We start from the raw sequence: 25,285 nt of genomic DNA, 5'->3' as shown, positions 1-25,285 counted from the left end.
TAAGATTAGTGCGAGAGTGACATGGACAGGTGCGCGATCCGGCAAACTGAGCTCAACTGTCGTGACAGCGTCCGCCGCAAATGCTGATACTGTCCCTGGTATTCGTCAGTTATTGCTAGGTATTCGGGCGGGTATCCTCCGACTTGTCCGGTCTTGGTATTCACATCGAGTGCATCAGCCAAGGGATGAATTTCAGCCTGTCGGAAGTCCCGTACGATTATGTACACCGTATTGGTCTTACCGTGCGGGCGGGGGCTGCGGGTGTGTCGATCAGCTTTGCGGGCGAGGATGACTCGTACCAGTTGCCGTCCATCGAGGCGTTGTTGGGGCGCAAGATCAGTTGTGAGACGCCGCCGACGCATTTGTTGCGGGCGGTGGAGCGCAAGCGGCCGTAGCGCCCAAATGCAGTAAAACATGTGGAAGGGGCTAGGCGACTTGCCCCCTCCCACATTCGTTTGCATCAAGCGCTCAAGCGTTCATACCCACGCCTGTATCAGCCCCGCAGCATAGGCTGGCGGATACGCGTCGCCTCATCTCTGAATGCCTGATAGTAATCAGCGCCACTGGCGGGCAAGTCGGCAAACCGGCTGCCGGCCGCTGGCCGCTGAGGCTGAGGCTGAGCCGACGCAGTAGATCCGGATTGGTCGGACTCAGGAACAGGTGAAGGCGACGCGCTCTTGATCCTGGCCTCGATCGCCCGACCAAAATTGGTAGTTCTCAAGGCAAAACGGGTGACACCAAACGCTTGGCTGTAAGGGGTGACCCCCCATTTATCTGTAAACTTATAGGTCAGGCCCACCATGCGTTTGCCGGCCGCGGCAAGGCCACTGCCCACCGGGGTGTCAAAAAAGCTGGCGTACTTGACAAAATCCTTGGCTGCCCCGGCTTTCACGGCGGCATTGAAGGCCAAGCTTGCTGACGTATAAGCCCCCGCGACGCTGGCTACCCATGATGCGATAGAGAACCCTAAAGCCGCCCACCCGAGATTTTGGATATGGTGTGAGCGGTCCCAGCCCATTTTTTTGTCGACCTCGGCGATACCCAATGCGGCGGTGCTCAATGTTCCACCCACGACGCCCAACGTCGAGGCAGTCACTAAGGCTACCTTGGAGGCCAGAGCCATCGCAGACGCTGTGGCTGTGGCTGCGGTTGTCGCGGTTGCAGCCACGGCCGCCGCAGACGCCGCAGCCGTGTACGCCGTAGCCGCCGCTGCCACTGCGGGAGCCGCAAACCCCAACGCCACTATCGAGGCGACCAAAGCCGCCCCGGTCAGCGCCCATTTCAACCAGTTCGGCCATAGCCCGCTAGGGTCGATCAGGTTGATCGGGTTACCTGCACAATACGCGTAGCTGTTGATTCCGCCCTCATCAAATGGACTCAGGGGATCAGGCTGCAGAAACATCATCAGGGCAGGATCATAGACGCGCATGCCGTTGCCGAGCACGTAGAGGTTCGTCGCCGCGTCCAGCCGCTGAGCATTGAACGCTGGCATTTGCAGGTCAGCCAGGCTGCGGGCTTTGCCATCATCCAGGGCAAGCTTGGCGTCGCCATAAGGTGTGTAGTGCCGCCGCACATGAGCCTGGCCCGGCGCAGAAATACCACGCACGCTGCCAGAGGCATCGTTGGCATGCAATTGCGGCCCGTCCACACCACCACTGCGCGCCACCACTTGGTCTTCACTGCTGAAATAGCGGATTTTCTTATCACCTTCAACCAAGGTTTCAAGACGCTCGCCTGCATATGCCAGCATCACCGGCACCTCACTATTGCGTGAAGCGATTACCTGGCGGGATTCTGCGTCGTACTGGTAGCTGTATTGGACACCAGCGATCCGTACACCGGTCAGCAGTTCAAATTCGTTATACGTGTAGACCTGGCCGGAAGGGCCAATCAACAGATTGCCCGATGCGTCATATGTCAGCGTGACATCCTGCGCCGGAAGTGTATGGGTCAGGCGCGTCAGTTGAGTGGGATCCAGACCGCTGAAATAACGGGCGCAGATGTCTTGGGTGCCGTCAGCAAAGGAGGTGACAACCCGGGTAATGTTATTGAGATTGTCAAAGCTGAAGTCCTGCCCGGCGATACCGCGCCCCATTTGATCCTGAGGGCGCTCGAGGCCTTCACAGCGGTAGGTCTTGAGCCGCAGGTAGGCATCGTAGGTGAACGTCTCTGCGATCACCACTCGTGAACTCGCGTCGCGCAGGAAGCGGGTCGCCAGCATATTATTGACGTGATAGGTACTGGTCATTACCTGAAGCAGCGTACCGTTCTGCTCAAAACGCCGCTCGGCCTCCCTTCCCAGAGCGTCATAAGACATTTTGGTGACTATCTGCGTGCTGTCATAACCAGTGGTCAGGTTCTGCGGTCGACTTAGGCTGTCGTAGCTTTGCTCAATCACCATAGCGCCGGTGATCATCCTGGAAAACCGCCCCTGGGCGTCGTACTCCAGCTCACTACGCTGACCATCGGCAGCCGTTTGATGCAGCAGACGCCCGCCAGGAGAATAGCCAAAAAGTGTGGTCACTGTCGTGCCGGCTGCAGTTTGAATTTCCTTATCGGGATGGCCATTCACGTCTTGGAAAAACTCATGAATCAGCCCATTGGTCTCCGAACGCGTGACAGCCCCTCCAACGGGATCATGTTGATAGGTACTCTCCGGCAACCCGGTCATTTCTATCCGGGTTGGCACATCCAATTCCTTGTCGTAAGTCAGGCGTTGCCGTGCGCCTCGAGGCGAGACCATTGCGACAGGTTCCATCCAACCTGCCTCGTACTCCCAAGTCGTGGCTCGCCTCGCGCCGTGCGCCTGGCTGGTGATGCGCCCCAGGCTGTCATAAGTACGGGCGCCCAACAGTTTGCCTTCAACCGTCAGTGCGGTGACTGACGCACAGCTGGTGCCGGGAGCGTAGTCCATTTGGCGCAAACGGTGTGGGGTGCCATCGACCGGCTTTTGATGGACCGTCACTTGGCGGTCGAAGGCATCATAGGTGAACTCGGTCAGGTTGCTGTTGACGTCCACTACCGACACGCATCGACCCAGTCCGTCGTATGTGCGCGACTCCACTTTGACACTGTTGTCGCTCGTATCGAGACGCTCCACCAGGATCGGCTGGTTATGCTCATTGAAATAAGTCTTCAAGCGCTCTGCGCCCTCTACCCCCTCGATCTTGAGATTAAGCAACGGATCGTACTCATCGATCAGCACACGGCCATCGGTATGCGTCACGCGGCTGGCGTTGCCCCAAGGGTTGTAGGCATACGTGCTTGTCAGCGAACGCACCCCGTCAGGTAGGTAGTCGGTATTGACCACTGCAACGGTTCGCCCCTGTGCGTCATAGCGCCAGGTCCGGGTGACGCGCTCCTGCTCCTCGCCCAATATTTGGGCTTCGGACACCTGCCGTCCGAGGCCATCGAAGTAGGTGATGACCTGATTATCCTGGGCGTCGGTGGAAATCAGATGGGCACGCTTTGCTTGCGTTGCAAAATGATAGGCATAGCGGTGCGCGGCTTGTTGGGGTTTACCGGGGGAAACCGTTTCCGCCGTCAAACGGCCACTGGCATCGAACGTCAAAGCAAGCGTGCTGCCACCATCCCTTGTCATCGAGAGCAGGCGTCGATTGGTTCGGGAGAGTGTGCGTGTGGATTCGAGCCATTGCCCTTCGCGGCCCTGCATACGCCGGGTTTCACTGACGTTGTCTCCCGCCATGGCATAACTGAATTCGCTGACCAACGACAGCCCATCAATCGTGTTGGACGTATTTTTCACCCGGCCTAGCAACTCCACGGGGGCATCAAAGTATGTTTGTTCCGTGTGGAACACTCCGGCCTGATTACTGGACGCTTGCAAGACAAGGTAATGCGTGCCGGTTTTGGGTACACGCGTGTGGGTGTACTCGGTAAGTCGGTCTGTAGGAGTGCCTCCTACGGGGATCAGGCGCTCGTGCTTCAAGTAACGCTGAAACAACCCATGGGGATCGGCTGGGCATTTGCCGCTTTCACCTGCGACCGGATAATAGCTGTACTCGATGCGAACCCCGGAAGACTCGGTGCGGCTAAGAACGTTACCGTACTCATCTGTTTCCAACACTTGTACTTCTTCACGCGTGCTGCCGTCTGCAACCAGCTCGAAACGATTGGTGATCTGCCGAGGAAGTTGCAGGTTGGCTGGCTGGTCTGGGAACAGTTTTCCGGGCTCAACGTTATAATCGTATGTCGTAATGACTCGCGTACCTTCGCGCGTCACCCGCTCCTCGCTCAACAGATGAAATTTGTTATAGGTAGTGCGCGTAACACAGAGAACGGCGTCATTGTTGCTGGTGTCGATCAAGGTTTCGTCGGTCCAATAATCGTAGTCCCCGACCACCAGATACAAATTGTCCTCGCCAGGTCGATAAACGCTTCCAGAATAATAGCCCGTGAAGTTATGCGTTGGACTATAGCTGTAGACACTACCTATAGGAGGCTGACCCGCACCCGGCGTCCGCCGCCAACCTGCCACGCGCGGGATGAACTGACCAGCTGCATAAGGGTGACCATTCTCTTCATAACTGATTAGCTCGGTACCCCCCATGGGTGATTCAACTTCAGTGATCGCAATCAGCCCATTGCGAAACGGCTGGCGATAGATAAAATTGAAGGACGCCGTGCCTGGCGGAACCTGTGTGCTGTCATACGGCACCGTGACGCTCACCAGTTGATTGTTGGCATTACCATAATTTATTCGAGTACGCGCATAACGTCCCCCCTCAATCCGCGCATCAGCCATAACGAGCAAACCATCAATGTAAGTCAGCACAAGCATCTCTTGCCCATTTTGGTCAAGAATGTGTTTCAGTGGCCCACCATCAAGATAACGAAAGTTCCAACGCTCTCCGTTTTCAAATGCGATCGCCATAATTTTGAAAGGCCCGGGATTGATAGGGCGTCCCAGTATTTCGACCGTACCCTCTTTGTAGATGACATGCAGTTCCGACTCGGCGATGCGCTTGACCACCACGTCTTTAAGTTTGCAATCCTTAATCACCAGCGTGCCACCGACGGACGGTAGACTCTGGATCTGATAACGCTCACCTGTTATGAGCGTGAGTGATGAAGTTGCCAAGTCGAGCTCGGTATTGCTCAGACTCCATCCGGCGCCATAGTTCCCTGATTGATCGGAACTCAACATCGAGAAGGACAGCGCAATATTGCGGCTGATCTCCAACGGTCCTTGTGGATAGAAGGTGCCCAGGTTGACACGAGCGGTGTATTGCCCGGTGCGCGGGTCGACTACCCCATTGAGGTGGGTACTGAAGTTAAATGCATTGGAATAAATATTCATGGCGGTATTGCCCTCTGCCTTCGAATAGTCGCCTTAGCGGTATCAATCCAGTTCCTCAAAACCAACGTCCACTAATCTCAACAAATTTCTGTTGTCGCCATGGGCAATCCGAAATACATGCTCGCAACCGAAGTTATCCAGTAACCTCCACGGACTCATGCGCTCGCTATTAGGGCTGTCAATCCAGCCGGAGTACCGTATCGCCCGCATGATCGTTGCGTAACGATTGAATTCAATAAAGGGATTATCCCCGGCAGGCCGTTGAACATCATCCACTCGCAACTGCAACCCCAGCGCGTCTTTTTTCCAAACAATCCCACCTTTTTTCCGATTACCACCACTAAAGTTATAAATAAACGATGTTTGAAAATACATACCTTCAAGCGTGACTGGTACCGGGTTATCCAACCCTTTGTTTTCGATGAACCGCAAACCAGACGGCGGCATCCAGTAATAGACATCAATATCAATTTTGTTGTTGGCAACTTCTCCACTGAAGGCATTCAAGTCTTGATACTCAGTCAGGTCGCGTACCAACAGGCGAATCGCAAGCATGGGAAAAATATCCACATAGGTATAAAAAATCGTCCCCCCAGCGCTGCCGTTGGTCGTAAACACCTTACCACCTAAAGTAATACGCCCCATAAACCTTACAGGGTCATCACGAACGCTGGTAGCAGCACGCATATACCGAGGTATCAATTCGACAACAGTAGCTTCAGGCACAAGTTCGACAGGTTCAGACGCTTGGGTACATTGCTCGCCTAGATCCGCAACACGCCAAAGGCCAGCGTCAAATTTATTTTTCTCAGTATCACAGTACCAACCCGGCGGTAACGGTTGATTGGGCGAACCAAACTGGGTGACGGTAGCACTTGCGCGTTCGACTTCGGTTAAGGGCGTTTCAACCCAAATTCCGCGCTCATCTTCAACAATTTTGACAACCAACAAACTTACACGACATTGATGCCGCCCATTGGCGTAAAGTTCACGGGTCACCAACTGGCCACTCGGAAGTTCAATATCAAACCGTTTTAAACTAATATCTCCAGCGGCCATATTCTTACTCCGACGTGTATATTAATAGTTACATCAACCTTTGAGTCTCACTGAAAAGCCGATGTGGTTGCAGCCAGTTAACACCCAAAAAAAAGCCCCCGCTACTGTCACAATTGACAGTAGCGGGGGTTTTTTAATAGAAAAACGAACTTAAAAAATGCTTTTACAAACCTTATTTAACCCGTTTATGGCAAGGCATGCCGAGCGCCTTCAAAACATCGTATTTTATATCCACCGCTTCGCAGCTAAATGATCCGACTCTCGCCTCTCCACCCACCGCGGCCCCTCCGGTGTATTTTCCTTCTTCCAAAACGGCGCCTGCGTCTTCAGGTAATCCATCACAAACGCACAGGCATCAAACGCCGCCTGGCGATGCGCACTGGCCGCGCCGACAAACACAATTGGCTCGCCCGGCTCCAGCGCGCCAATACGATGCAGCACCTCCAGCTTGAGCAACGGCCAGCGCTGCTCGGCTTCCACAGCGATCTTGGCCAGGGCCTTTTCCGTCATGCCGGGGTAGTGTTCCAGGAACATCCCCGACACGTCGCGCCCATCGTTGAAGTCGCGTACATAACCGACAAAGCTCACCACCGCGCCCACGCCCACGTTGGCCGCGTGCATGGCGTTGACTTCGGCACCCGGATCAAAGGCTTCGACCTGCACACGAATGGCCATGCTCAGCCTCCGGTCACGGGTGGGAAGAAGGCAACTTCATCACCGGCTTGTACCGGCTCGTCGAGGCTGCACAGCTCTTCGTTGCGCGCACACATCAGGCTCGCTTCGTTGAGCACGGCGAATTCCGGGTCTGAGGCCAGCGCGAGGCGCACAGCGTCGACGGTGGAAAATTCACCTTCCATCTCCAGCGAATCAAAGCCCACCGCTTCGGCGTAGCGCGCAAAAAACAGTACGTTGATACTCATTGTTCATCCGCCTTGAAATGCCCGCCTTTACCGCCCAGCTTTTCCAGCAGGCGAATACTCTCAATGGTCATGCCGCGATCCACCGCCTTGCACATGTCGTAGATCGTCAGCGCGGCGACGCTGGCGGCGGTGAGGGCCTCCATCTCCACGCCGGTCTGGCCGGAGAGTTTGCAGCGCGCCACGATAAGAACCGCGTCTGCACCGTCGGCACTCAACTCGACCTTGACGCCGGTGAGCATCAACGGGTGGCACAGGGGGATCAAGTCACTGGTTTTTTTCGCCGCCTGGATCCCGGCAATGCGGGCCACGGCAAACACGTCGCCCTTGGGGTGGGCGCCGTCGACAATCATTTGCAGGGTGTCGGGCAGCATGCGCACCCGCGCTTGCGCCACCGCTTCACGGAACGTCACGGCTTTGTCGGTGACGTCGACCATATGGGCGCGACCTTGGGAATCGAGATGAGTCAGCACAGGGATACTCCTGATCAGGAGCAGGGATTGTAAACCTGTGGGTCAAAATTTGCGCAGGGCTGTTTATCCCCCCCTGTAGGAGCGAGCTTGCTCGCGAAAAACTCTCAGGCGCCGCGTTTACCCAGGGTGCACGCGTTATCGTTGGCGTTTTTCGCGAGCAAGCTCGCTCCTACATTCAAGGTTAGAACCGGAAAGTAAACCCGGCATTGATGCCGTTATTGTTCCCTCGGTTGGAGAGCAAGCCACTGTAGTTCAACGACACCAAGGTGTCCTGGGTCAGGGCCATTTCCGCACTGGCTTTGATCACCGCGCCATCCCTCGCCACAGGCACGCTGTTGACGGCGAAGGCCGTGTCACTACCGGCAAACTTCAGAGAAGCTTCACGATCGATGTCACCAAACTGGTGCTCCCACCCCAGCTCACCGCGCAGGGTCACCGCCGAGGTGGACGTGAGTGGCAACTGAGTATGGCCACGCACGCCCAGGGTGGAGAGCGTCGCGTCCTGGCTTTGCTGGCTGGCATGCAAGGCTGCAGCACCGCCTTTTTCCTTGAACGAGTCGCTTTGATAGTTCAGATACGTGAGGTTGGCGAAGGGTTCAAGCACGCGCCATTGGGTGTAGCCGATCTCGGCAAACACTTGGTCGGTGCGCGCGTTGTAGTCGGCTTTGGCATGGTCCGACTGATTGGCATAGGCCACCCGACGCGAAGTGTCCAGACGGTGCCAGGTGCTGGCACCGCCCAGGCGCAGGGCAATCGCCTCGAAGCGTTTGCCGCCGTAGACCGACAGGTGATAGTTGTCGCTGTCGGCCGACGCCGACTGGCCGTTAAGGTGGCTTTGGGTGTAACCGGTCGCCGCCCCCAGACGCCAGCCGTCGTTCACCTCGGTGTCCAGGCCCAGCAGTACGCCGCTGGTGGACGAGGAGTAGCCGCTGGCGTTGTTGTCACCACTGACGTTGTTGCGTCCACCGAGTAGCTGTACCCAACCGCCGTTGTCACGGCTGTCGATCTGCGCGCTGGAGTCCAGTGCCTGCGCCTGTTGCAGGCGAGCGTTGACCGCTTCACGCAGGTAGCGGCTGTCAGCCATTTGCGCTGCGGCCACGTCCGAATGCAATTGCCCTGAAAGTTGCTTGAAGCCCTGCCGCGCCTGGGCGGCGGAATCCGACGCCAACAGGCTTTCGTAGACCGGGCTGCCAGCGCCCAATGTCTCGGCCACCGTCGCCACCGCTCGCTCATTGCGGGTTTGCGCGACACTGGCGAAGGTGGTCTGGTTGCGGGCTATCGCCAGGGTCAATTGGTTCGGTTGATAGTTGAGCGCAGTGCCAATGAACAGGTAGTTGGGGGCAAACGCTGCAAACTGCCCCTGGATACCTTGGCTGGCACTGAGGATATTGAACTGCTGGCCCAGCAAGCTGCGCGCCTCGGTGGCGGTCAACAGGTTGGGGCTGTTCTCCAGGGACACGTTCACCACACCGCCATTGAGGGTCGCCACCCCGCTGCTCTGCAACTGGTCGCTGCGGCCATCGGCCCCGACTTCGACGGCATACACCGAACCCGGGTTGAACGTGACATCGCCGGTGCGCAGTGTGCCAATCGAATGCCCCGGGGCCACTCGCCCACCGTTGTTGACGGTCAAGGCGCCCACCGTGCCGTTGCCGGCCAGGGTGCCGCCCAGTGTGGTCATCACGCCGTTATCGGCATTGCGCGTGCCTACGGCGCTGCTATCTACCGTCACGGCAGAGGTCAATGCGCCGTCCACCGACAATTTGCCTCCGCGCACCCAAGTACTGCCCGAATAGCTGTTCTGGCCTTCCAGCACCAACTCGCCATCCCCGGACTTGACCAGGCTACCGACGTAGGTGCTGCCGGTGAGCACGTCCTGGCCGCGGGTGAGTGTTGCCTGCTCCCGGGCATGACCCATGTCGTATTCAAACTGATCGTCGGCCGAGGCATTGGCGGGCAGGCCATCGAGCCAGCCTTTTTGCTGCTTGGTGGCGGCCCAGGTCGCCTGTTCGGCAGCGTCTTCTACGCGACGGGCGCGAATGGCCTCATCGGAAATCGGGTTGGCCCAGATATCGCGGGTACCGCTGGGCAACGCCACTGCTACCGCACCGAGGAACTGCCCCGGCCCTTGCATAGCTTTTTGCAGGTTGGGCAAGCCCCAGCCACTGACCACACCTGGTACTTGTGGGGCACCCGGCGCGGCATCATGCACCGGTTGCAGGTTGTCATAGGTGCGGCCTCCGGTCAGCTCGCCAACCGGCGTGTCCGGGCCATCCGGCGCCTGCAGGCTGGAGGTGGTCAGCAACACGTCCCGCGCCTGGCTGGGCGTCATATAGGGGAAGCGCTGCATCACCAACGCCAGGGCTCCGGAAACGCTCGGCGCGGCGGCCGAGGTGCCGTTGGCATTCGGGATAATTTCGCCCTCGGGACCGGCGGACGGGATGCCCGACACGCCCATCACGCACCACCACTTGGAGGTACCGCAACGGTTGTAGACCTGGGCGCTGGTCTCGTCGTAGCCGGTGATGGAGAGGAACTTAGCTTCGATATCCGGCTTGAAAAACGGCAGGTTCGCATTGGTGTCCGGGTTGGCACCGTGGCTGTCGTTGCCCGCAGAGATGATCTGGATGAACGTGTTTTGCCGGGCCGCATCGGCCATGGCGTCCATCCAGGTTTTCTGCCCGGCGTGGGCTTTGTCCCAGAACGGGCGATAGGCGGCGGTCATGTCGCGCAGGTTCTGCGCGGCGCTGTCGCCGACGTTGCCGAAGTGGTTCTCCACGTCATTACGCGAGCTCTGCCCCCAGCTCTGGTTGACGATCGCCACGTTCTTCGCCGCCAGGGCGTTGTAGCTGGCCATGAATGCGTTGTAGTCGAGGTCGTTGGAGCCTTGGTAGCGGTCGTTGTCGCTGCCGCCGGTGTTGGCGACAAACAGATTGGCGTCGAAGGCAATGCCGTGCATACCGGTGCCGTCGCGGTTGGCGGCCAGCACCCCGGACATTTCTGTGCCATGCCCGTCGTTGAACGCGGGGTCGTATTCCCCTGGGATGCTGAAATGTTCGCCCTGCTTGAACTCGCCGCTGGGCACTTCAAGGCGGTAGCGCGGGTGGGTGGCGTAGTACTCGCCCGTGGAGGTCACCGCCTGCACCCGGTCCTGGCCCTGAGCGTTCTTGCCCTGGAACTCGGAGTGTTCGGTGAGGATGCCCGAGTCCAGCACGCCAACATTGACCCCCTTGCCAGTGATGCCCAGGGCATAGGCGTAATACGCGTTGGTGCGGTCCAGGCCGGAGTTGACCTGGGCTTCCGGGGTCTTCCAGGTTTGCGCGTTGGCGCTCCAGTCACGGGTTGCCCCAGCCCAGGACTGGCCTGCGCTCAACTGCCCGCTGAGGTTGCTGCTAACGCCCGGCTCGACGTAAGTGTAAGGCTTGGCGGCCGGCAGGTTGGCGATAATGGCTTTGGAAAAGTCGAGGATATTGGTGGTGTAACGGCCGCTGTTGCTGAACAGCCGGCTGCGGTAGTAATCCAGGCGCGAGGCATAGTCCAGTGGCCGCCGGGTGTCGCCGAGCATGGCGCCGATGGTCAAGTTTTCGGGTTGTAGCTCGTAGTTTTGCTTGAGGGCCGAATCGAACTTGCCGGACTGGGCGGCGAAATCCTTGGCCGCGAGATCGACGATATCGGCGTAGGCAAACCTGAGGTTTTTGTACACGGCAGTCTCAGGGCCGAATGAGGCGACGGCTGTCCTGAACGCCGACTCCAATACCTGCGGGGTGTAAGGGTTATCGTCTGCCCTGGCCATGGAACCGTGGCCCAGCCATAACGCCAGGCCGAGTGCTATGGGTGTGAGGGGGATGGTCTTGAAACGGGGGGTACGATTGCGTTGCGACACAGTGAAGCCATTACCTGCTACGTCCATTTTCCTTTCCCTTTGGATATGTGCGTCATCAATGAGCGGTGTTTCGGGCTTTTGTAATAGGCAGGGTCACGGTGAAAACCCTGGACAGGTTTTCCAAGCGTTCGTCGAATCAAGGAGGTGGCGTTCCGACGGGGTCAAGCAGTCTTCTTATTGTTTTTACCGCAGAAAAAATGTAACAAAATAATTACAGAAACCACAAGCACCCAGGACGCGTTAACGCAGGCAAATGTCGCACATAACAAAAACCCCGGATTTCGTGAAAAATCCAGGGCTTTTCGCAGCGGGTTCAGCGTAGTTATAGATGGGACTCGGCGTATTCAGCCAGGATCGAACGCGGTACCCCTTGCAGCGCAATGTGCACGCCGTTCGGGAAGTCCTTGAAGCGTTCCGTCAGGTAAGTCAGCCCGGAGCTGGTCGCGGACAGGTAAGGGGTGTCGATCTGCGCCAGGTTGCCCAGGCACACCACTTTGGAACCGGCGCCGGCACGGGTGATGATGGTTTTCATCTGGTGCGGTGTGAGGTTCTGGCATTCATCGATCAGAATCAGGCTCTGCTGGAAGCTGCGACCTCGGATGTAGTTGAGGGATTTGAACTGCAACGGCACTTTGCTGAGGATGTAGTCGACGCTGCCATGGGTGTTTTCGTCATCCATGTGCAAGGCTTCGAGGTTGTCGGTAATCGCCCCCAGCCACGGCTCCATTTTTTCCGCCTCGGTACCGGGCAGAAAGCCGATTTCCTGGTCCAGGCCCTGCACGCTGCGGGTGGCGATGATGCGGCGATAGCGTTTGGTGACCATGGTCTGTTCGATGGCGGCGGCCAGGGCCAGGATGGTTTTGCCCGAACCTGCGGCGCCGGTCAGGTTGACCAGGTGAATGTCCGGATCGAGCAGCGCATACAGCGCCAGGCTCTGGTAGATATCACGCGGTTTCAGGCCCCAGGCTTCCTGGTGCAACAGGGGTTCCTGATGCAGGTCGAGGATCAGCAACTTGTCGACCTGGATCTCTTTGATCCAGCCCACGAAGCCCTGTTCATCGACGATAAACTCATTGATATGCACGGCCGGCAGGTTGTCGATCAGCTGTACCTGATGCCAGGTGCGGCCGTGGTCCTGACGGGTTTCGACCTTGCTCACACGGTCCCAGAACGAACCGGTCATCATGTGATAACCACGGGACAACATCGACACATCGTCGACCAGTTGGTCGGTACTGTAGTCCTCGGCAGCGATCCCACACGCTCGTGCCTTGAGGCGCATATTGATGTCTTTGGTCACCAGCACCACGCGCAGGTCCTTGTCGCGGGCGTGCAGGTCGATCAATTGGTTGATGATTTTGTTGTCGTTCAGGTTTTCCGGCAGCAGGCTGTTGGGCTCGCTGCGCTTGCTCATCAGGATCGACAGCAAGCCCTTCGGGCCGCCCTTGCCACGCTGGATCGGTACGCCGACTTCAACGTCCTCGGGCGAGGCTTCACCCAGGGTCTTGTCGATCAGGCGGATGGCCTGGCGGCACTCGGCGGCAACGCTGTGGTGGCCGCTTTTGAGTTTGTCGAGCTCCTCAAGCACGATCATCGGGATGGCGACGTGGTGTTCTTCGAAGTTCAGCAGTGCGTTTGGATCGTGGATCAATACGTTGGTATCAAGCACATAAAGGATTGGCTGGTCGGAAGAAGGGTTACGTCCATGATCATCCATACTCGGTCACCTTTGTGGGAGCCATTCGACGCAATACCTGGGCGGTGCTGCGCCTCGATTCGACCACCGATTGCACCTTGAACAAGGTCAAGTGCAGTGCCCACAGGAGGAGTCTTGGAAGACGCCACCTGTGCTGCAGGTTTCGGCGATCTGACTTCGTAATACCGCAAAACCCATGACAGGAAAAAGCACTTTGACGTTTTTTTGAAGTTTATTTTTCAGGATGACGAATAGCACTAGCCGAGTGCCATGTACCCCGTTAAAGTCGGAAGTCCGCCTGCATCGAAATGTCGTAGCAAATCACCCCGAAAAGACCCCATCACCAGCAAAGCCGGGCACTTCATCGAAATGCCTCGCGACACTCCTGCCAACCCAAGCCACTCTGCGTCGTTGCCTGCAATACCATCGGCAATGCCACCCGCGCCTTGTCCTGGGTGTCATGAAACACGATCACGCCTTTGCGCCATAGCAGCATCAACGTCAGCACCCGTTGCGCCGACTCATCGGCCTTGAGCTTGCCCGGCTCGTCCTGGGAATCGATGTCCCATAACGCCACCTGCAAACCCTGTTGCTGGAGGAAGCCCTGGCTGTCCGCACGGCGCTGCCCATAGGGCGGACGGAACAGCGGCACATAGTTTTCCGGCAGCAGATTCTGCACCAGCGCTGCGCTGCGGGTGATGGAGCTTTGCCAGTCAACCCAATGGCTATGGGAACGGTATTGCCACCCCTGGATACCCACGCACTGCCCCTGATACAGCGCCTGCACATCCGAGACAGAACTGCGCTCCACACGGCTTTGCAAACGGCTGCCAAGGGCGAAGAACGCGGCGTTCATCTTTTGCTTGCGCAGGTAGTCGGTCAGCCAATCGGTATTACCGCCCATCAACGCCGGGCCACCGTCGAAGGTCAGCAGGAACATGCGATCGTTGAGCTCGTCGCCATTGCGCTCATGATCGCCAAAGCGCGCCACTTCACTGCTGATCTGCGGAAACAGCGCAGCCTTGCGCAGCAGCTCATCCAGATAGCGCTCATGAAAGTGCCGACTGGGGGCAGCCCAGCCTATATAGAAAGAGTTGTCACTGACCTCGAACTTGCCGGCCTGCTCGCGCAGATCGTCCATGTTTTCCACCAGGTAGCAGAACGAGGCATCTGCTTCGCAGCTCTGCTGGGCGAATGTGTAGTTCTCCAACAGCCGTTGCCAGAGCTGGCGACGCAGGTCATCGATGGCGGCCAGGTTGATGATCTTCAGCCCCAGCCGTTGCTTGAGCGCCGCGTCGTCCAGGGCTTCGCTGGCGAGCAGGCCATGGGCGAACATCAGGATCTCCGCCCGCGAAGCCACATCGAACAGCGCCGGGCTGGCGAGTTTTTCCGGCCAGGTACCACGGTCCAGGCTGGCGACATCCACCGGCGCGGCCTGGGCATTCAGGCACAGCAGGCAAGCGGACAATAAAAGCGCTAATCGCACACGGGGTCTCCCTCTACAAAGTTACCGCCCATCATAGCGGATCGCATCTATCGCCATCATAGGTGGAGTCAAAACGCCCCAACCCCTAGAATCTCGCCCACGATTCCAGGAGCCAACTTCATGCTGATGGTGATTTCCCCCGCCAAAACCCTCGACTTCGAGTCCAAGCCGGTCACTGCGCGCTTCACCCAGCCGCAGTACCTGGACCACTCCCAGGAACTGATCGAGCAACTGCGCGAACTGAGCCCGGCGCAAATCAGTGAGTTGATGCACGTCTCCGACAAGATCGGTGGCCTCAACGCCGCGCGTTTCGGCAGTTGGACACCGGCCTTCACTCCGGCCAACGCCAAGCAGGCGCTGCTGGCGTTCAAGGGCGATGTGTATACCGGCCTGAATGCCGAGACTTTCAGCGAGGCCGATTTCAGCTATGCCCAGGACCATCTGCGTATGCTCTCGGGCCTGTACGGCCTGCTGCGTCCGCTGGACCTGATGATGCCGTATCGCCTGGAGATGGGCACCAAGCTGGCCAACGCCCGCGGCAAGGACCTTTACGCGTTCTGGGGCACACGCATCAGCGAATGGTTGAATGAGGCCCTGGCCGAACAAGGCGACGATGTGCTGCTTAACCTGGCCTCCAATGAGTACTTCTCGGCAGTCAAGCGCACGGCCTTGAACGCGCGGATCATCAATACCGAGTTCAAGGACCTGAAGAACGGTCAGTACAAGATCATCAGCTTCTACGCCAAAAAGGCCCGAGGCATGATGAGCCGTTTTGTGATTGAAGAACGCATCAACGACCCGGCCAAGCTCAAGCAGTTCGATGTGCAGGGTTATCGCTTCAATGCGGAGCAATCCAAGCCGGATAACCTGGTGTTTTTGCGCGATCACGCACCGGAATAAGGCCTGTACAGCCACCAACATCAACTGTGGGAGCTGGCTTGCCTGCGATAGCGGAGGGTCAGCCGACTCACATGTCGCTGATACACCGCTATCGCAGGCAAGCCAGCTCCCACATTTTTTGCCTGCATTCCACCCCATCAATCGTCATTTATTTGGCGCCAGAAAAACATCCAGACACAACCCTAACGATTTCTTCACTCGACACCCGTCGGTTTTTTTCGTAGTGGCACCACTTTTTTTAAACGGTAGTGGCACAAAACTATCCCCTCGCACCAACTCCCCATAACTACTGGCCTAAATAGCAAGTGCTATCAATATAGTACCAGTGCCATCTTTTCTAATATTTCAAAAAATTTCGGGAAAGGGGATGAGTGGCCCGGAACTTCGTCCTGAAGCACCGCTCATACCACCGGTAACGAAATTCTCTGCTTACGTAAGAGATGACTTACATAGCGACCAACGGAAGTAGCCAAATTGTAATAAAGCACTTTGGCTCTATGGTCATAACATCAACTGATCGAGTTAAGGGTGGCGATAAGTACGCATTGCTATCCCCTGCAGGCCAAGGCAGCGCTGACCTAAATGAGCCCGTGCAAACACACAAGGCATTGATAAAAAAGGCATTTTGCCTGCATCAAAACCTTGCCGCACCGGCGCCGGAGCCTTCCTCCAAGGAAGCACGGCTGCATTTCAGGGCAAGCCCCAATAATAAGGCCTCGTTGCGCACAACTTGAGTGCAATAGTTAGTCACTCGTTATTCAACATGCCTGCACGCGGTAAGTCGGCGTCTATTCGCCTAACTTTCGCGGCATCAGTGACGCTTGCAAACATGAACTCCGGCCATTTAATGGCATGAATTAAACAAAGAGGTAATTGCGATGCGCATCAGCATATTTGGTTTGGGTTACGTTGGCGCAGTGTGTGCCGGTTGCCTGTCTGCCCGTGGCCACGAAGTGGTCGGCGTAGACATTTCCAAGGAAAAGATCGACCTGATCAATGCCGGTAAGTCGCCGATTGTTGAACCGGGTCTGGGCGAGCTGTTGAGCCAGGGTATCCAGACGGGCCGACTGCGTGGCACTACCAACTTCGCCGAGGCGATTCGCGATACCGACCTGTCGATGATTTGCGTCGGCACGCCAAGCAAGAAGAACGGTGACCTGGAACTGAACTACATCGAGTCGGTATGCCGCGAGATTGGTTTTGTGCTGCGTGACAAGACCACCCGCCACACCATCGTGGTGCGCAGCACCGTACTGCCGGGCACCGTCGCCAACGTGGTAATCCCGATCCTGGAAGATTGCTCCGGCAAGAAAGCCGGCGTCGACTTCGGCGTTGCGGTCAACCCCGAATTCCTGCGTGAATCCACTGCCATCGCCGACTACGACCTGCCACCGATGACCGTTATCGGCGAGTTCGATAAAGCCTCCGGCGATGTGCTGCAATCGCTGTACGAAGAACTCGACGCGCCGATCATCCGCAAGGACATCGCCGTTGCCGAAATGATCAAGTACACCTGCAACGTATGGCACGCCACCAAAGTCACCTTCGCCAACGAGATCGGCAACATCGCCAAGGCCGTCGGCGTTGACGGTCGTGAAGTGATGGAAGTGGTCTGCCAGGACAAGACCCTCAACCTGTCCCAGTACTACATGCGCCCAGGTTTCGCTTTCGGCGGTTCGTGCCTGCCCAAAGACGTGCGTGCCCTCACCTACCGCGCCGGCTCCCTGGACGTGGAAGCACCGCTGCTCAATTCGCTGATGCGCAGCAACGAGTCCCAGGTACAGAACGCCTTCGACATCGTCTCCAGCCACGACAAACGCAAAGTTGCGCTGCTGGGTCTGAGCTTCAAGGCCGGCACCGATGACCTGCGTGAAAGCCCATTGGTAGAACTGGCGGAAATGCTGATCGGCAAGGGCTACGACCTGAGCATCTACGACAGCAACGTCGAATACGCCCGCGTGCACGGCGCGAACAAGGACTACATCGAAGGCAAGATCCCGCACGTGTCGTCCCTGCTCAACTCGGATTTCGATGATGTGATCAACAACTCCGACGTGATCATCCTCGGTAACCGTGACGAGAAGTTCCGTGCCCTGGCGCATAACGCTCCGGAAGGCAAGCAAGTGGTCGACCTGGTGGGCTTCATGTCCAAGGCCACCAGCGTGAGCGGCCGTACCGAAGGTATTTGCTGGTAACAGCAACGGCAAGTTTCAGGCTGCCAGTGGCTTTATCCCCAGCGCTTGCAGCCTGAAGCCTCCTCACCTTGCGGATGACGCTTATGTCCAAGTTAAAACATGTATTTCTGCAATCGGCCGGCTGGCTGTTCTTTCTCAGCCTGCTGATGGGTCTCGCCCTGCTGTTGCCGGCGAGTACCTTCGATTCGCAATCGAAGAATTTTATTTTCCTGATTGGCGCTGTGGGTATCTGGCGCTACTCGATGGGTGCGACGCATTTCTTTCGCGGCATGCTGTTTCTCTACGTGGTGTACCCGCACCTGCGCCGCAAAGTGCGCAAGCTGGGCAAGGCCGCCGACCCGTCCCATGTGTTCCTGATGGTCACCAGTTTCCGTATCGACGCGCTGACCACCGCCCAGGTCTACAGCTCGGTGATTCGTGAAGCCATCGACTGCGGCTTTCCCACCACCGTGGTGTGCTCGCTGGTGGAAATGTCCGATGAGCTGCTGGTCAAGAGCCTCTGGGAAAAGCTCAACCCGCCGGCTCACGTCAAGCTCGACTTCGTGCGCATCGCCGGTACCGGCAAACGCGACGGCCTGGCGTTTGGTTTCCGCGCCATCTCCCGCCACCTGCCGGACGATCGCGCCGTGGTGGCCGTGATCGATGGCGACACCGTGCTCGCCGAAGGCGTAGTGCGCAAGACCGTGCCGTGGTTCCAGCTGTTCGGCAATGTCGGTGGCCTGACCACCAACGAATTCTGCGAAGTGCGCGGCGGCTACATCATGAGCGAGTGGCACAAGCTGCGCTTTGCCCAACGCCACATCAACATGTGCTCCATGGCCCTGTCCAAGCGCGTGCTGACCATGACCGGGCGCATGTCGGTATTCCGCGCCAGCGTAGTGACTGACCCGGGCTTTATCGCCGATGTGGAAAGCGACTCGCTGCAACACTGGCGCCTGGGCCGCTTCAAGTTCCTCACCGGCGATGACAAGTCCAGCTGGTTCAGCCTGATGCGCCTGGGCTACGACACCTTCTACGTGCCGGACGCCGCCATCAACACCGTGGAACACCCGCCGGAAAAGAGCTTTATCAAGGCCAGCCGTAAACTGATGTTCCGCTGGTACGGCAACAACTTGCGCCAGAACTCCCGTGCCCTCGGCCTGGGCGTGCGTCGCCTGGGCCTGTTCACCAGCGTGGTGCTGTTCGACCAGCGCGTGTCGATGTGGACCTCCCTGCTCGGCCTGACCGTAGCGATGATTGCCACTTTCAAGTACGGCGGCGCCTTCATCCTCGCCTACCTGCTGTGGATCGGCATCACCCGCCTGATCCTCACCCTGCTGCTGTCATGCTCCGGCCACAAGATCGGCCCGGCCTACCCGCTGATTCTCTATTACAACCAGATCATGGGCGCGTTGGTGAAGATCTACGTGTTCTTCCGCCTTGATCAACAGTCCTGGACCCGCCAGGACACCAAACTGACCCGCGATTTGGCCAGCTTTCAACGTTGGTTCAACACCTGGTCGTCTCGGACCATGACCTTCTCCGCCGGCAGCATCTTCGTTGCCGTGTTGCTGATGATGGTCTGACCCTGCCAAGCCTGAATTAACTAGGAAATCGAATACTATGAACAGCCAAGTAAACGCCAACGTTGTCCACGAATCCGAAGCCCAGCGCCAACACGCCCGGGTGAAAATCCCGGCCAAGCTGCGCTTCTTCAACAGTGACCGCACGCCGACCGAAGCAAAGGTTATCGACCTGTCCGCCGGCGGCCTGGCCTTCACCGCCACCCAGCCGCTCACCATCGGCCAAGTGCACAAGGGCCGCCTGCAGTTCGTGATCGACAACCTCGGCCTGGCCATGGACGTGGAGCTGCAGATCCGCTCCTACGACCGCCAGACCGGCCGCACCGGCTGCCAGTTTCAGAACCTCGATGCCCAGGATATTTCTACCCTGCGTCACCTGATCACTTCGCACCTGTCCGGCGACATCGTGACCATGGGCGACGTACTCGCGACCCTGCAACGCGACAACTTCACCAAGGCACGCAAGGTCAAGGACGGCGGCAGCGGCATGACTGCGTTCGGTCGCCTGCGCGCCGTGACATTCAGCCTGGCGATCTTTTTGGTCGGCCTGGCAGCCTTCGGCTTTGTGGTCAAGTCGCTCTACGGCATGTACTTCGTCAGCCACGCCCAGGCCGGCCTCGTCAGCGTACCGGGCATGAACGTGACCATGCCCCGTGACGGCACCGTGCAGAGCCTGCTCAAAGGTGATTCGGTTGCGGCCAAGGGCGCGCCACTGGCGACGTTCAGCACCAGTATGCTCGACGTACTCAAGGGCCACCTGGACGAAGACCAACTGCAACCGGCCAAGGTTGAAGAGCTGTTCGGCAAGCAAATGACCGGCACCCTGACTTCGCCGTGCGACTGCGTGGTCGCCCAGCAACTGGTCGCCGACGGCCAGTACGCCAGCAAGGGCGATGTGATCTTCCAACTGGTGCCACGCGGCAGCCAGGCCAATGTGGAAGCGCGCTTCAGCTATCGCCAGTTCGGTGATGTGCGCCCAGGTACCCCGGTGAGCTTCCAGGTCGCCGACGAAGAACAGGTTCGCACCGGCACCATCGTCAGCAGCACCAGCCTGAACAGCGCCGACCTGTCCTCTGACATCCGTGTGCAGATCAAGCCCGACGCACCGCTGGACAGCACCTACGCCGGCCGCCCGGTGGAAGTCACCAGCGACCGTGGCCCATCGCTGAACTGGCTGATCGACAAAGCCATGGCTCACGGTCTGTAAGCGAGGACATGCCTGTGAACTCTATTCCAACAACACCGCTGACCTCTGTGGGAGCCGGGCTTGCCCGCGATGCAGGCGACTCGGTGCATCAGTTGCACCGCAGCGATGCCATCGCAGGCAAGCCAGCTCCCACACAGAGCAAATTTCACCTGGCCTCTGCGTACTGCGCGCTGGCACTGGCCGTAAGCCTGGCCGGTTGCGCCGGCCTGCCCGACCAGCGCCTGGCCAATGAAGCGCTGAAACGCGGCGACACCGTCACCGCCCAGCAGAATTACCAGCAACTGGCGGAACTGGGCTACAGCGAGGCCCAGGTGGGCCTGGCCGATATCCAGGTCGGCACCCGCGACCCAGCGCAAATCAAGCAGGCCGAAGCCACCTACCGTGCGGCCGCAGACACCTCGCCCCGCGCCCAGGCACGCCTGGGTCGCCTGTTGGCGGCCAAGCCGGGCGCCACTGAGGCCGAGCACCATGAAGCCGAAAGCCTGCTGAAAAAAGCCTTTGCCAATGGCGAAGGCAACACCTTGATCCCGCTGGCGATGCTGTACCTGCAATACCCCCACAGCTTCCCCAATGTGAATGCCCAACAGCAGATCAGCCAATGGCAGGCGGCGGGTTACCCGGAGGCCGGCCTGGCCCAGGTGCTGCTGTATCGCACCCAGGGTACCTACGACCAGCATCTGGATGATGTGGAGCGCATCTGCAAAGCCGCGCTGAACACCACCGATATCTGCTACGTCGAACTGGCCACGGTCTATCAGAAAAAACAGCAGCCGGAACAACAGGCCGAACTGCTCAAGCAAATGGAAGCAGGCGTAAGCCGTGGCACCGTCACCGCCCAGCGCGTCGACAGCGTCGCCCGCGTACTCGGCGATGCCACCCTCGGTACCCCGGACGAGAAAACCGCCCAGGCGTTGCTGGAAAAAATCGCCCCCGGCTACCCGGCGTCCTGGGTCAGCCTGGCGCAACTGCTCTACGACTTCCCCGAACTAGGCGATGTCGAGCAGATGATGAAGTACTTGGACAACGGCCGCGCCGCCGACCAGCCACGCGCCGAATTGCTGCTGGGCAAGCTCTACTACGAAGGCAAGTGGGTGCCCGCCGATGCCAAGGCCGCCGAGGCGCATTTCGAGAAAGCCGTGGGCCGTGAAGTGGCCGCCGATTACTACCTCGGCCAGATCTACCGCCGTGGCTACCTGGGCAAGGTTTACCCGCAAAAAGCCCTGGACCACTTGCTGACCGCAGCGCGCAACGGCCAGAACAGCGCCGACTTCGCCATTGCCCAACTGTTTTCCCAAGGCAAGGGCACCAAGCCCGACCCATTGAACGCCTATGTCTTCAGCCAGTTGGCCAAGGCCCAGGACACGCCAGAAGCCAATGACCTGGCCACCCAGCTCGAAGCGCCGCTGACGCCTGCGCAACGCGCCGAAGGCCAACGCCTGGTGCAACAGGAACTGGCCGCCCGCGGCACCCTGGCCCAAAGCACGCTGCAACTGCACGCCCTGCAAGAAGAAGACGGCGAGGAATCCCTATGAAGCTCAACCCATTCGTCAAGGCCGGTATCGGCCTGTCCTTCGCCCTGCTGTGGTCGTGCCCGACCCTGGCCGCGCTCACCGAAGCGAAGAACTTCGGCCTGGAAGTCAAAGCCACCGCGCAGTCTGAAGATGACCGCGACCTGGGCACCCAGAAAGGCGGCGACGTCAACGGCATCGGCCTCGACCTGCGCCCCTGGATCTACGGCGAAAGCGGCGCGTGGAGCGCCTACGCCATGGGCCAGGCAGTGGTGTCTAGCGACATCATCGAGACCGACACCCTGCAACCGTCGGCCGATGACACCACCGAGCAGCAGTCGAGCAACGACGACCGCAAGGCCAAGAAAAACTACCTGGCCCTGCGTGAGTTCTGGGTCGGCTACAGCGGCTTCACGCCCTACCCCGGCGAGATCCTCAAGTTCGGCCGCCAGCGCCTGCGCAATGACGACGGCCAGTGGCGCGACACCAACATCGAAGCGTTGAACTGGACCTTCGACACCACCTTGCTCAAGGCCAATGTCGGCGCCGCCGAACGCTTCAGCGAATACCGCACCGACCTTAAGGAATTGTCGCCGGTCGACAAGGACCGCCAGCACTTCTACGCCGACGCCGCCTACCAGTGGACACCGGGCCAGTGGATCGGCCTGCGCGGCCACCACACCCACGACGACGGCAAGCTCGACTACGCCGAACCGGGTGTGGCCAGCGACCCGCTGGACAAGCGCGAAAACGGCGACCTCACCTGGCTGGGCATCGAAGCCAATAGCGACGCCTACAACTGGCGCAACACCAACACCGTCAACTACTGGGCGAGCATCACCGGCATGAAAGGCGACCGCGACAAGGTCAACGCCTTGAACGCCGACGGCAGCCGCCCCACCTCCGCCAAACGCAGCGATGACGTCAGCGGCTGGGCCACCGATATCGGCGTGCGCCTGCGCCTGGATCCGCAGTGGCAAGTGGGTGCCGCGTACTCGCGCGCCAGTGCCGAGTACGAACAGAACGGCCTGCAAAGCAACCGTTCGAATTGGACCGGCACCCAGTCCCGTGTGCATCGCTTTGGTGAAGCGTTTCGCGGCGAAATGAACAACATGCAGTCCATGAGCCTGTTCGGTTCCTGGCAGCTGCGCGAGGACTATGACGCCAGCCTGGTGTACCACAAGTTCTGGCGCGTGGACGGCAACAAGCCGGTGGGCAGCAACGGCATCGACGCGGTGCAGAACAACACCGATGACGTCACCGGCGCGATCCTCTCCAGCACCTCCCTGCCGTTGGAAGACGGCAAGAAAGACCTCGGCCAAGAAATGGACCTGGTGGTCACCAAGTACTTCAAGAAAGGCTTGCTGCCAGCGGCGCTGAGCCAGTCGATCGACGAGCCTTCAGCCCTGGTGCGTTTGCGTGCCGGCGTGTTCAAGCCCGGCGATGCCTATGGCAGCCAGGTCGACTCCTACATGCACCGCGCGTTTGTCGACGTGGTCTGGAAATTCTGATGGGAGCCTGCGCCATGAATGCTCAAAGCCTACTCGTCGCGGCAATGCTGATGGCCAGCGCCACAGCGTTTGCCGATACGGCGGCCAAGGCGCCGATCATCGCCAAGGAACTGCAACAGGCCAAAACTTACACCATCTCCAGCCCGCCCACCGCGCCGCTGGAAATGGCCAAACCGGCGCTGCCCGACCTGTCGGGCTACACCGCGCAGGCGATGGAAAAGAAAATCGTCAAGACCAAGGCGGGCAAAATCAGCATCCGCCGCATGATGCAAGAAGACGCGCTCAAGGACTTTATCGGCGGCGATAACAAGATGGCCGAATGGGTGGTGCGCCAGCATGGCATTCCCCAGGCGATCTTCGTCGATGACGGCTACATGAACCTCAAGGACCTGCTGGGCAAGGTGCCCAAGCAGTACTTCAGCGAAACGTCGCCGGGTGTCTTTTTGGCCAAGCTGCCGATCGTGGTCGGTCGCAAGGGCATCCTCGATATCGACAAAAATACCCAGGAACTGCGCCTGTCCCAACAAGCCGGTTCGTTTTTGATCAACGACGGCCAGCTGTTCGTGCGCGACACCAAGGTCACCGGCTGGGATGAAAAAACCAATGGCCCGGCGCTGTTCAAGTCAGCCAAGGAATTCCGCCCATTCCTGCTGGCCTGGGGCGGCACCGAGACCTACATCTCCAAGACCAAGATGGCCAGCTTCGGCTACGCCAACAGTAAGTCGTACGGGGTGAGTATTTCCCAGTACACGCCGAACATGGCCAAGGTGCTCAAGCGCCCCGAGCCGACCGGTTGGATCATCGACTCCGAGTTCTCGGACATGTGGTACGGCTTCTACTGCTACGAGACCACGGGCTTTGTGATCAAGGGCAATACCTACAAAGACAACATCGTCTACGGCATTGACCCCCATGACCGTTCTCACGGCCTGATCATCGCGGACAACACCGTGTACGGCACCAAGAAGAAGCACGGCATCATCATTTCCCGGGAAGTGAACGACAGCTTCATCTTCAACAACCGCAGCTATGACAACAAGCTTTCGGGCCTGGTGATCGACCGTAACAGCGTGAACAACCTGATCGCCGACAACGAGATCTACCGCAACCACACCGACGGCATCACCCTCTATGAGAGCGGCGACAACCTGCTGTGGGGCAACAAGGTGATCAGCAACCGTCGCCACGGGATCCGCGTGCGTAACAGCGTGAACATCAAGCTCTACGAAAACACCTCGATGGCCAACGGGCTGACCGGCGTGTACGGCCACATCAAGGACTTGACCGACACCGACCGCGACATCGCCCTCGACCCGTTCGACGCCAAGGTCTCGCTGATCGTGGTCGGCGGTGAACTGGCGGGTAACGGCAGCGGGCCGCTGTCCATCGACTCGCCGTTGAGTATCGAGCTGTATCGCGTGTCGATGCTGGCGCCGACCAAATCCAGCGGCATCAGCTTCTCCGGCATCCTGGGCGACCGCCAGGAAGAAATTCTCGACCTGCTGGTTCGCCAGCAGAAAGCCGTGCTGATCGACCCCGTCGAACGCCAGACCGAATTGCAGGACTGA

The 25,285-nt window shown here is 58.8% G+C and carries 15 protein-coding genes and 1 pseudogene; 8 read left to right on the top strand and 8 right to left on the bottom strand.

The window, feature by feature from the left end; translation table 11 throughout:
* Window positions 1-146: 146 nt before the first annotated feature.
* Window positions 147-395, top strand: a pseudogene (locus tag BMH52_RS07625) (ATP-dependent RNA helicase RhlB); the annotation flags it as partial.
* Between the two features lie 98 nt (window positions 396-493).
* Here BMH52_RS07625 and BMH52_RS07620 read toward each other — a convergent pair.
* The 8 genes from BMH52_RS07620 to BMH52_RS07585 form a co-directional block, all read right to left on the bottom strand.
* On the bottom strand, window positions 494-5,320 hold the full coding sequence (locus tag BMH52_RS07620; protein WP_073843308.1) for an RHS repeat domain-containing protein: 4,827 nt from the start codon (window positions 5,318-5,320) through the stop codon (window positions 494-496).
* Window positions 5,321-5,362: 42 nt separating this feature from the next.
* Complete coding sequence (locus BMH52_RS28770; protein WP_143192517.1) at window positions 5,363-6,379, bottom strand: hypothetical protein; 1,017 nt, start codon at window positions 6,377-6,379, stop codon at window positions 5,363-5,365.
* A 225-nt stretch (window positions 6,380-6,604) separates the two neighbouring features.
* Window positions 6,605-7,054, bottom strand: coding sequence for a molybdopterin synthase catalytic subunit MoaE (gene moaE / locus BMH52_RS07610; protein ID WP_073843304.1), 450 nt, complete (start codon window positions 7,052-7,054; stop codon window positions 6,605-6,607).
* A 2-nt stretch (window positions 7,055-7,056) separates the two neighbouring features.
* Window positions 7,057-7,299, bottom strand: coding sequence for a molybdopterin converting factor subunit 1 (moaD, locus tag BMH52_RS07605; RefSeq protein ID WP_073843302.1), 243 nt, complete (start codon window positions 7,297-7,299; stop codon window positions 7,057-7,059).
* Window positions 7,296-7,769, bottom strand: a complete 474-nt coding sequence (moaC, locus tag BMH52_RS07600; RefSeq protein ID WP_073843300.1) for a cyclic pyranopterin monophosphate synthase MoaC — start codon at window positions 7,767-7,769, stop codon at window positions 7,296-7,298. The genes moaD and moaC overlap by 4 nt, the downstream gene beginning before the upstream one ends.
* 181 nt (window positions 7,770-7,950) lie before the next feature.
* The gene (locus BMH52_RS07595; RefSeq protein ID WP_073843298.1) at window positions 7,951-11,679 is read right to left on the bottom strand and encodes an autotransporter domain-containing protein; all 3,729 of its coding nucleotides are present in this window, start codon (window positions 11,677-11,679) and stop codon (window positions 7,951-7,953) included.
* 295 nt (window positions 11,680-11,974) lie between these two features.
* Window positions 11,975-13,369, bottom strand: coding sequence for a PhoH family protein (locus tag BMH52_RS07590; RefSeq protein WP_003188745.1), 1,395 nt, complete (start codon window positions 13,367-13,369; stop codon window positions 11,975-11,977).
* 340 nt (window positions 13,370-13,709) lie between these two features.
* A complete protein-coding gene (locus BMH52_RS07585) occupies window positions 13,710-14,834 on the bottom strand; it encodes a polysaccharide deacetylase family protein (RefSeq protein WP_073843296.1) in 1,125 nt (374 codons plus the stop codon).
* A gap of 120 nt (window positions 14,835-14,954) precedes the next feature.
* Here BMH52_RS07585 and yaaA point away from each other — a divergent pair, with 120 nt between their 5' ends.
* The 7 genes from yaaA (at window position 14,955) to algG (ending at window position 25,285) form a co-directional block, all read left to right on the top strand.
* Window positions 14,955-15,734, top strand: coding sequence for a peroxide stress protein YaaA (yaaA, locus tag BMH52_RS07580; RefSeq protein WP_019817626.1), 780 nt, complete (start codon window positions 14,955-14,957; stop codon window positions 15,732-15,734).
* A gap of 878 nt (window positions 15,735-16,612) precedes the next feature.
* The gene (locus tag BMH52_RS07575) at window positions 16,613-17,929 is read left to right on the top strand and encodes a nucleotide sugar dehydrogenase (RefSeq protein ID WP_014717010.1); all 1,317 of its coding nucleotides are present in this window, start codon (window positions 16,613-16,615) and stop codon (window positions 17,927-17,929) included.
* 83 nt (window positions 17,930-18,012) lie between these two features.
* Entirely contained in the window at window positions 18,013-19,494 is a 1,482-nt protein-coding gene (alg8, locus tag BMH52_RS07570) for a mannuronan synthase (RefSeq protein WP_003188740.1), read from the top strand.
* Between the two features lie 37 nt (window positions 19,495-19,531).
* Complete coding sequence (locus tag BMH52_RS07560) at window positions 19,532-20,698, top strand: alginate biosynthesis protein Alg44 (protein ID WP_014717008.1); 1,167 nt, start codon at window positions 19,532-19,534, stop codon at window positions 20,696-20,698.
* A gap of 110 nt (window positions 20,699-20,808) precedes the next feature.
* Window positions 20,809-22,230, top strand: a complete 1,422-nt coding sequence (gene algK / locus BMH52_RS07555; protein WP_051661130.1) for an alginate biosynthesis TPR repeat lipoprotein AlgK — start codon at window positions 20,809-20,811, stop codon at window positions 22,228-22,230.
* A complete protein-coding gene (locus BMH52_RS07550) occupies window positions 22,227-23,717 on the top strand; it encodes an alginate export family protein (protein ID WP_019817624.1) in 1,491 nt (496 codons plus the stop codon). The genes algK and BMH52_RS07550 overlap by 4 nt, the downstream gene beginning before the upstream one ends.
* A complete protein-coding gene (algG, locus tag BMH52_RS07545; RefSeq protein ID WP_038448982.1) occupies window positions 23,717-25,285 on the top strand; it encodes a mannuronan 5-epimerase AlgG in 1,569 nt (522 codons plus the stop codon). Before BMH52_RS07550 ends, algG begins: the two co-directional genes overlap by 1 nt.

Source organism: Pseudomonas sp. BTN1, assembly GCF_001907715.1.
Classification (GTDB): Bacteria; Pseudomonadota; Gammaproteobacteria; order Pseudomonadales; family Pseudomonadaceae; genus Aquipseudomonas; species Aquipseudomonas paracarnis.
This window is presented reverse-complemented; position numbering and strand designations above follow the sequence as displayed.

Bases quoted from the DNA above. Each gene is read 5' to 3' on its own strand.
- BMH52_RS07560 (WP_014717008.1), top strand. From the start codon at position 19,532: ATGAACAGCCAAGTAAACGCCAACGTTGTCCACGAATCCGAAGCCCAG.
- BMH52_RS07550 (WP_019817624.1), top strand. From the start codon at position 22,227: ATGAAGCTCAACCCATTCGTCAAGGCCGGTATCGGCCTGTCCTTCGCC.
- BMH52_RS07575 (WP_014717010.1), top strand. From the start codon at position 16,613: ATGCGCATCAGCATATTTGGTTTGGGTTACGTTGGCGCAGTGTGTGCC.
- algG (WP_038448982.1), top strand. From the start codon at position 23,717: ATGGGAGCCTGCGCCATGAATGCTCAAAGCCTACTCGTCGCGGCAATG.
- moaE (WP_073843304.1), bottom strand. From the start codon at position 7,054: ATGGCCATTCGTGTGCAGGTCGAAGCCTTTGATCCGGGTGCCGAAGTC.
- BMH52_RS07620 (WP_073843308.1), bottom strand. From the start codon at position 5,320: ATGAATATTTATTCCAATGCATTTAACTTCAGTACCCACCTCAATGGG.
- alg8 (WP_003188740.1), top strand. From the start codon at position 18,013: ATGTCCAAGTTAAAACATGTATTTCTGCAATCGGCCGGCTGGCTGTTC.
- moaD (WP_073843302.1), bottom strand. From the start codon at position 7,299: ATGAGTATCAACGTACTGTTTTTTGCGCGCTACGCCGAAGCGGTGGGC.
- BMH52_RS07595 (WP_073843298.1), bottom strand. From the start codon at position 11,679: ATGGACGTAGCAGGTAATGGCTTCACTGTGTCGCAACGCAATCGTACC.
- BMH52_RS07590 (WP_003188745.1), bottom strand. From the start codon at position 13,369: ATGGATGATCATGGACGTAACCCTTCTTCCGACCAGCCAATCCTTTAT.
- BMH52_RS28770 (WP_143192517.1), bottom strand. From the start codon at position 6,379: ATGGCCGCTGGAGATATTAGTTTAAAACGGTTTGATATTGAACTTCCG.
- yaaA (WP_019817626.1), top strand. From the start codon at position 14,955: ATGCTGATGGTGATTTCCCCCGCCAAAACCCTCGACTTCGAGTCCAAG.